Source organism: Psychrobacillus sp. Z16_25 (assembly GCF_056856695.1).
Genome location: NZ_JBXEOV010000005.1, coordinates 196,416 through 202,801 on the forward strand (window position 1 = coordinate 196,416; position 6,386 = coordinate 202,801).

7 protein-coding genes and 1 rRNA gene are annotated in these 6,386 nt (G+C 37.7%); 6 read left to right on the top strand and 2 right to left on the bottom strand.

What is annotated here, in order from left to right; genetic code table 11:
* The first annotated feature begins 136 nt into the window (after positions 1–136).
* The 4 genes from AC1VU3_RS08070 to AC1VU3_RS08085 all read left to right on the top strand — a co-directional run bounded on the left by AC1VU3_RS08070 (position 137) and on the right by AC1VU3_RS08085 (position 3,738).
* Complete coding sequence (locus AC1VU3_RS08070) at positions 137–640, top strand: GNAT family N-acetyltransferase (RefSeq protein WP_482983232.1); 504 nt, start codon at positions 137–139, stop codon at positions 638–640.
* A 16-nt stretch (positions 641–656) separates the two neighbouring features.
* Positions 657–1,841 (top strand): MFS transporter, encoded by a 1,185-nt coding sequence (locus AC1VU3_RS08075; protein ID WP_480389079.1) that lies wholly within the window; start codon positions 657–659, stop codon positions 1,839–1,841.
* A gap of 51 nt (positions 1,842–1,892) precedes the next feature.
* Positions 1,893–2,606 carry an N-acetylmuramoyl-L-alanine amidase gene (locus AC1VU3_RS08080; RefSeq protein ID WP_482983238.1) on the top strand — a complete coding sequence of 238 codons (714 nt, stop codon included), beginning with the start codon at positions 1,893–1,895 and terminating at the stop codon, positions 2,604–2,606.
* Between the two features lie 79 nt (positions 2,607–2,685).
* Positions 2,686–3,738, top strand: a complete 1,053-nt coding sequence (locus tag AC1VU3_RS08085) for an Mrp/NBP35 family ATP-binding protein (protein ID WP_482983233.1) — start codon at positions 2,686–2,688, stop codon at positions 3,736–3,738.
* A 32-nt stretch (positions 3,739–3,770) separates the two neighbouring features.
* Here AC1VU3_RS08085 and gerD read toward each other — a convergent pair whose 3' ends face one another.
* A complete protein-coding gene (gerD, locus tag AC1VU3_RS08090; protein WP_480389077.1) occupies positions 3,771–4,376 on the bottom strand; it encodes a spore germination lipoprotein GerD in 606 nt (201 codons plus the stop codon).
* 139 nt (positions 4,377–4,515) lie between these two features.
* On the opposite strand from gerD, the gene AC1VU3_RS08095 reads away from it, so the two are divergent.
* On the top strand, positions 4,516–5,196 hold the full coding sequence (locus AC1VU3_RS08095; protein ID WP_482983234.1) for a KinB-signaling pathway activation protein: 681 nt from the start codon (positions 4,516–4,518) through the stop codon (positions 5,194–5,196).
* Between the two features lie 31 nt (positions 5,197–5,227).
* Here AC1VU3_RS08095 and AC1VU3_RS08100 read toward each other — a convergent pair whose 3' ends face one another.
* Positions 5,228–5,887: a polysaccharide deacetylase family protein gene (locus AC1VU3_RS08100; RefSeq protein WP_480389075.1), complete on the bottom strand. Its 660-nt coding sequence runs from the start codon at positions 5,885–5,887 to the stop codon at positions 5,228–5,230.
* Positions 5,888–6,310: 423 nt separating this feature from the next.
* Between AC1VU3_RS08100 and AC1VU3_RS08105 the strand changes: the two genes are divergently transcribed.
* Positions 6,311–6,386: ribosomal RNA gene (locus AC1VU3_RS08105) — 16S ribosomal RNA — on the top strand; the annotation flags it as partial.

Below are 6,386 nucleotides of genomic sequence, written 5' to 3' on the forward strand. Positions count from 1 at the left end.
ATAGAGTTATCACCTGGGAAATAATTTGTATATTTTAGTAGATTTCTATTAATTAAGAATTATGTAAAAGGATATTGTATCCCTTTTGGGAGAGGTGTATAGTAAGGGACGATTAAAACAGTTAGGGGTGAGTTAAGTGATTGAATCGGAAAGATTCATCTATCGAAAGTACGAGGATGAAGACTTGGAGTTTTTAGCTTCCATGCTCTCTGATCCTGAAATGGTGAAATTTATTGGGGGTGGAAACACTCGAAATCTACAGGAGTCCAAGGAATTTTTAGCTGGGATCTATGGTCATTATCAGAGCGATGATGAATATGGGTTAAAATTGATGATTCGTAAAAGCGATGGAGCTCTTGTAGGTCACGCGGGCATAGTTCTTCAACAGATAGAGGGAATTGAGGAGTTAGAAATAGGTTACTGGATTGCAAGTGATTATTGGGGTAAAGGGTATGCAAGTGAGGCTGCGCAAACGTTTAAGAAGAGGGGGACTGAAGTAATAAAAGCAAATCGGCTCATTTCTTTGATTCAAATAGCTAATAAAGCTTCTAGAAAAGTTGCCGAAAAAATAGGTATGACTTTGGAAAAGGAAATTATGCTTAAGGGCAAGGAAGTCTGTGTTTATGTATATAACAAATAGAGAGAAGCTGTGATTGATGAGAAATAAGTTTAATGTGGTAACTACCACTTTACTTGCGAGTATCTTTTTAGCTCGCTTTGGAACCTTTCTAGTAATACCGTATCTAACGCTATTTTTATTGAATGAATTTGATTTTACGGGAGTTCAAATAGGGACAATTCTATCTACCCTTGCATTTTCTGGACTTATTATGAGTTTTTTTATAGGACCCTATATCGACAAGTTCCCGAAAAATAAAGTTATATTAGCTGGTCTTGTAGGATATCTGGCATGCTATATCTATTTCCCTTTTATTGATGAATATGCTGGGTTTATCGTATTTGCGGTTGTGTTAGGGATGAGTCAATCTACAGTGGAGCCTACATACCGAGTGCTTCTGAGTCTCTATACAGAGCCCGAAAATAGGAGACTTATCTTCAATATCCGCTATTTTTTAATTAATATATCGGCAGCTATCGCACCACTAACATCTGTCTACTTTCAAAGGTTTGGGTTAGAAAATATCTTCTTTGCAGTAGCTTTCATCTTCTTTATAAACATACTTACCTTCCTGGTGTTATTTAAGAGGTATCCAGTGGAGCAGCCGATTGTTCCTGCTAGGAAGCCGAGTATTTTCTCCTCCTTTTACGTTTTTAAGAAAGACTATGCGTTTGGAGTATTTGTTTTAGGCTTAATCTTTATTAGCTTTGGCTATAGTCAATTTGATTCCACTTTCAGTCAATATCTTGGAAAAACCTTTGATGTGGAGATAGCCGTTCAATATTTTGCTTGGCTTATTACGACAAATGCTATTACAGTGTTAATCATTCAATATTTTGTCTATAAGATTGGAGAGAAAATTAGTACTACTACTTCTATCATGATTGGTAGTGGAATGCTTGCACTTGGGCTGCTAGTCTTCGGTCAAAGCCCAAATATTGTCGTTCTAATTATAGCGATGGTCATTTTTACTGCAGGTGAAGTGCTCGTTTTTACAATGGTAGATATACATATAGATGGAATGTGCGAGGACCATGAGAAGGGAACCTACTTTGCTCTGTCTGGAGTGAAATCGATTGGGAGAATATTAGGTCCGAGTACAGGGGGGCTTTTATTGGATAATGTAGGTAGTGGAGCAGCCGTCTTTTTTATTATTTCCGTAGTAACCCTACTGGCTGTTCCTTCTTTTTTCATTAGCTCAAAAATCAAGCCTCGTTTCTAATCATACTCTTTGTCCCTCATACGTATAATGAGTGCAAAAGGAGAGATGAATCTGAAAAAATGGCTAGTAATATCTGTGTTGTTTTTAGTATCTCTAGTTGCAGTAGTATATGGTACAAGAGCGAGTGATATTGGTTTCTTTTTACCAGAGCCACTAGCTGGGGTGAAGATTGTCATTGACCCGGGACACGGGGGAATTGATGGTGGTGCAAGTCATGGAGAGATTGTGGAAAGAGATATTACCTTGGCTATGTCACTAAAGCTAGAGAAGTTGTTAAAGTCTCAAGGGGCAACAGTGGTAATGACTCGTAGTAAAGAAGGAGATGCAATTGCGGAGCATAGGCCGAACGAAGAATATCGAACGACGCGTTCGCGGAAAGTAGCAGATCTTCTTTTGCGAGAAGAAATTATTAATAATACAAAGCCAGATATCGTCATTAGCCTTCATGTTAATGCAGTGCCGGAAGATAGATGGAGAGGTGCTCAAGTATTTTATCATGCAACGGGGCATGAGAATAGTGAGCCTTTGGCAAAAGCAATTCAGGCATCTATTCGAAATAATATTGGCAACACGGAAAGAGAAGCGCTTTCTATTAAACAAGTTTATGTGCTGAAAAAGGCAAATGCACCTGCTGTATTGGTTGAAACGGGGTTTATAAGTAATGACGAGGAGCGGGCTCTTCTCACTTCTGATAAGTATCAAAATCAAATGGTGGAAGCGATTGCAGATGGTATACGCTCGTATGTTGAGGAAACCGTTTATTAGGCAATCTTAGGGAATCTAGACACCTACCTATGGTATACTAGTAAAGATGATTTTATCTTTTAAGGGGAGTGTCTACAAAATGATTAATGAACAACAAGTTCGTGCGTTACTTGGAGAATTAACAGATCCATTTTTACATAGAACTCTAGAAGAAACAAATGGGATTACCCAGGTCTCTATTAAAGAAGAGAAGCAACATGTGAGTGTAAAATTGGCTATTGCAAAGGTTAATTCTGCCGAGCAAATGCAACTTCAAACAAAGGTAGTAGATATATTAAAAACAGCTGGAGCTAACACAGTTGGAATACGCTTTGAGGAATTGCCGAAAGAAGTGTTGGAACAGTTCCGTGGTAAGGGCACGGAGGGGGACAGTGAGAATTTATTATCCCCAAACAGTAAAGTAAAAATTATTTCCATCGCTTCTGGTAAAGGAGGAGTTGGGAAATCTACTGTTTCTGTTAACCTTGCCGTAGCATTAGCGCGATTAGGGAAAAAAGTAGCGTTAGTAGATGCCGATATTTATGGCTTTAGCGTTCCAGATATGATGGGGGTCAAGGACGTACCACAAATTAAAAACGATCGTATTATTCCAGTAGAGAGAAAAGGTGTAAAGGTTATCTCTATGGGATTCTTTGTAGAAAACAATGCTCCAGTTGTATGGCGTGGACCAATGCTAGGAAAAGTATTAGATCAATTCTTTAAAGATGTGGAATGGGGAGAGCTAGACTTTCTACTATTAGACTTACCTCCAGGAACTGGAGATGTAGCATTGGATATACACCAAATGCTACCGGCTTCTAAGGAAATCGTTGTAACAACTCCTCATCCAACGGCAGCATTCGTTGCAGCTAGAGCTGGTGCTATGGCACTTCAAACAGACCATGAGATTCTAGGTGTCATTGAAAACATGGCTTGGTTTGAATCTAAATCGACTGGTGAGAAGGAATTTGTATTTGGAAAAGGTGGAGGTCCAAAGCTTGCTGAAGAGCTTCGAACAGACCTACTTGGCCAAATACCACTTGGTCAGCCTGACTGGAATGACATAGATTTCGCTCCATCCGTTTACGGAGAAGATCATGATACAGGAAAGCTATACTTAGATATAGCAAAAAAAGTAATCGAAAAAGCATAAGAAAAGGGCCGTTTCCTATAAAGGAAGCGGCCTTATTTTCCGGAACCTTCTCCGCCTTTTCCTCCATCTCCACCTTCTTTGCTTTCTTTATCTTTTGATTCTCCGCCTTCTTCAGATTTACCACCAGCTTCTTCGACAAGCTTTTGCCATTTTGCTTGTAAGGCAGGACTATTGATAGTTTCTTCTACTACCTTTTCCATTTCCTTTCGAATGTCACTCGATTTTAGAGCCTTTTCCAACTCTTTTTTCATTTCTGGAGAAGAAAAGAATGCTTCTAAATCCTTCAGGTAGTCTGAGTCCTTCATCATGTTTTTCATCAAGTCCTCTTGCTGCTTCTGCATGCTCTTTGCCATCGTTTCTGAGAACTTTGGATCTTGATATACTTCTTTCCAAAAATCCTCGGCCTTTTTCGACAGCATTGTTTCTTCCACAGATTTTTTAACCTGATCATTTTCAATTATTAGCATGTCTTGGAACTGGGAATCAGCTAAGATGGTACGAAGAGCCTTTTTCCCTTCCTCTGTCTGTAGCGCATCAACCACCATTTTTTTATTGTCTTCATAAGAAATGTTCGTTGAAGAGTCGCTACAACCTGCTAAAACGACAAGTGTAAATAAAATTAAGGAAAAATATTTCATTATATACTTCACCCTCCTTTCATGTATTGTTCACATTTACTTGAGAAATATGTATTGACTTCAGGAAGAAATAGATTTTTCTATATCTTATTTGATACAATCAAATGAGGAAATAGAATAATATGGAGGAAATCTCGCTGTGACTATTCGAAATTGGTTTAAATTTTTTATAAATGCTATGTTAATAGGTGGGATTACGACGGGTTTATTAGGATTATTTATCCGTTGGGACGACGCTTTTGCAAAATACTTTGAAGCAGGTGAATGGGGTGAGTTCCTTGCTGCCTTTGCTTTTATGGTAGTTATGGGATTCACTATAAGTGTTATTGCGCAAATGGGCTTCTTTGCATATTTAACTATTCACCAAATGGGCGTGAATATATTCAGATCCTTAACACTTTGGAACTGGGTACAATTATTAATCATCGCGTTTGTTATTTTTGATTTAATTTTCTTCCGATTCCGCCCGAATGCTGAGACGTCTGCTGATGTTTGGCTTTATACAGGTCTATTGGCTATCTTAATTATTACTGCGGTGGTTGTAGCAATTATTAAAGCGAATAAAACAAAAAAACATGCCCTTATCTCTGCGATGTTTTTCATGATTGTTGTATCAACGATTGAATGGCTGCCAGTGTTAATGGTTAGAGCGGATAATGTCGATAGCTGGGTTACTTTATTATTGTTCCCAATCTTAGCTGTTAATGCATATCAATTAATTGCTCTACCAAAATACAATGCAAAATCTGACGAAGATCGCGCGAAATTAGAGGCTAGAAGAAAAGCGAGAAGAGAAGGAAATGCTGTAAAAAAAGATTAAAAAAAGCATCGGCTGTGTGCCGATGCTTTTTTTAATTTGGATAGGACTTTGTTTTAACCTTTAACTCAAAAATGTTTTGTTCAATTGTGACAAAATCTGTTGTTTGAAGAATCTTAGAAAGTTCTTTTATGTCCACTCGTTCTTGTTGGTGAAGAGGTACAGTAATGATATCACCTTTTTCTAGCTTAGGAAATTCTTCTAACCAATACTTACTCGATCCCAGTGAGTTTATCTCGTGCGCCCATGCTTGTTTTTGTAATTCGTATGGAAACTCGTAGTCTATCGTTCTAAACCATAAAGGTTTCTTTCCTATCGCCTTTTCAAAGCGCTCTACTTCTCTGTCGAATAATCCTTTATCCTCTATATAAGTGATACCTTCTTTTCCTAATAGTCCGATTGGGATTTTCTTTTCATTCATTAACTCAATTATTTCTTCCGACCTTTCGATCCACTCAATACTTATAAAAAACTGAGGGTATGGAGTCTCTAAGTTATTAATAAGTTCCTGGACGTCCTCTCTTCCGAAGGTTAAATCAATCGTTAGAGTATTTCCGTAAGTACCCTGAGAGATGACTGTTGGGTTTTCCGTTACTTGAAATACAGGTAGTAAGCTAGGATAATTGCTAGGATAGATTAAGAGTAAGAAGAATAAAAACAATGAGGAGACTATTATTAAAAGCCTTGTTTTCAAAGCACACACACCTTTTCGAATTGGTATTTAGTTAATTTTATGATTTGCTGTTGACATTCATGTTTAAAAGATGCTAAGATACAAAAGTCGTCAAAACGACAGCGTAACTTGATTGAAAAACTCAAAAAAAGTTCTTGACTTTGGTTTTGGTGAATGATAGAATGATTGAGCTGCTAAATCAGTAGCGCAAACTAATGAAGATAAAAAAGTTCTTGACTCTTCGATAAGAAGATGATAAACTTGAGAAGTTGTCAAAAAACAACTGACATGAACATTGAAAACTGAACATGCAAAACGTCAAGATATACAGCGATTGAAACGAATCGCAAAACAAACATGACATCATTTTATGATGATGCCAGCAAAATTTATGAGCTATCAAAGCTTATCTGTTTTGGAAGACTTCTATTATAGAAGTCAACTTTTATGGAGAGTTTGATCCTGGCTCAGGACGAACGCTGGCGGCGTGCCTAATACATGCAAGTCGAGCGGATGATGA

Bases quoted from the DNA above. Each gene is read 5' to 3' on its own strand.
- AC1VU3_RS08075 (WP_480389079.1), top strand. From the start codon at position 657: ATGAGAAATAAGTTTAATGTGGTAACTACCACTTTACTTGCGAGTATC.
- AC1VU3_RS08085 (WP_482983233.1), top strand. From the start codon at position 2,686: ATGATTAATGAACAACAAGTTCGTGCGTTACTTGGAGAATTAACAGAT.
- gerD (WP_480389077.1), bottom strand. From the start codon at position 4,376: ATGAAATATTTTTCCTTAATTTTATTTACACTTGTCGTTTTAGCAGGT.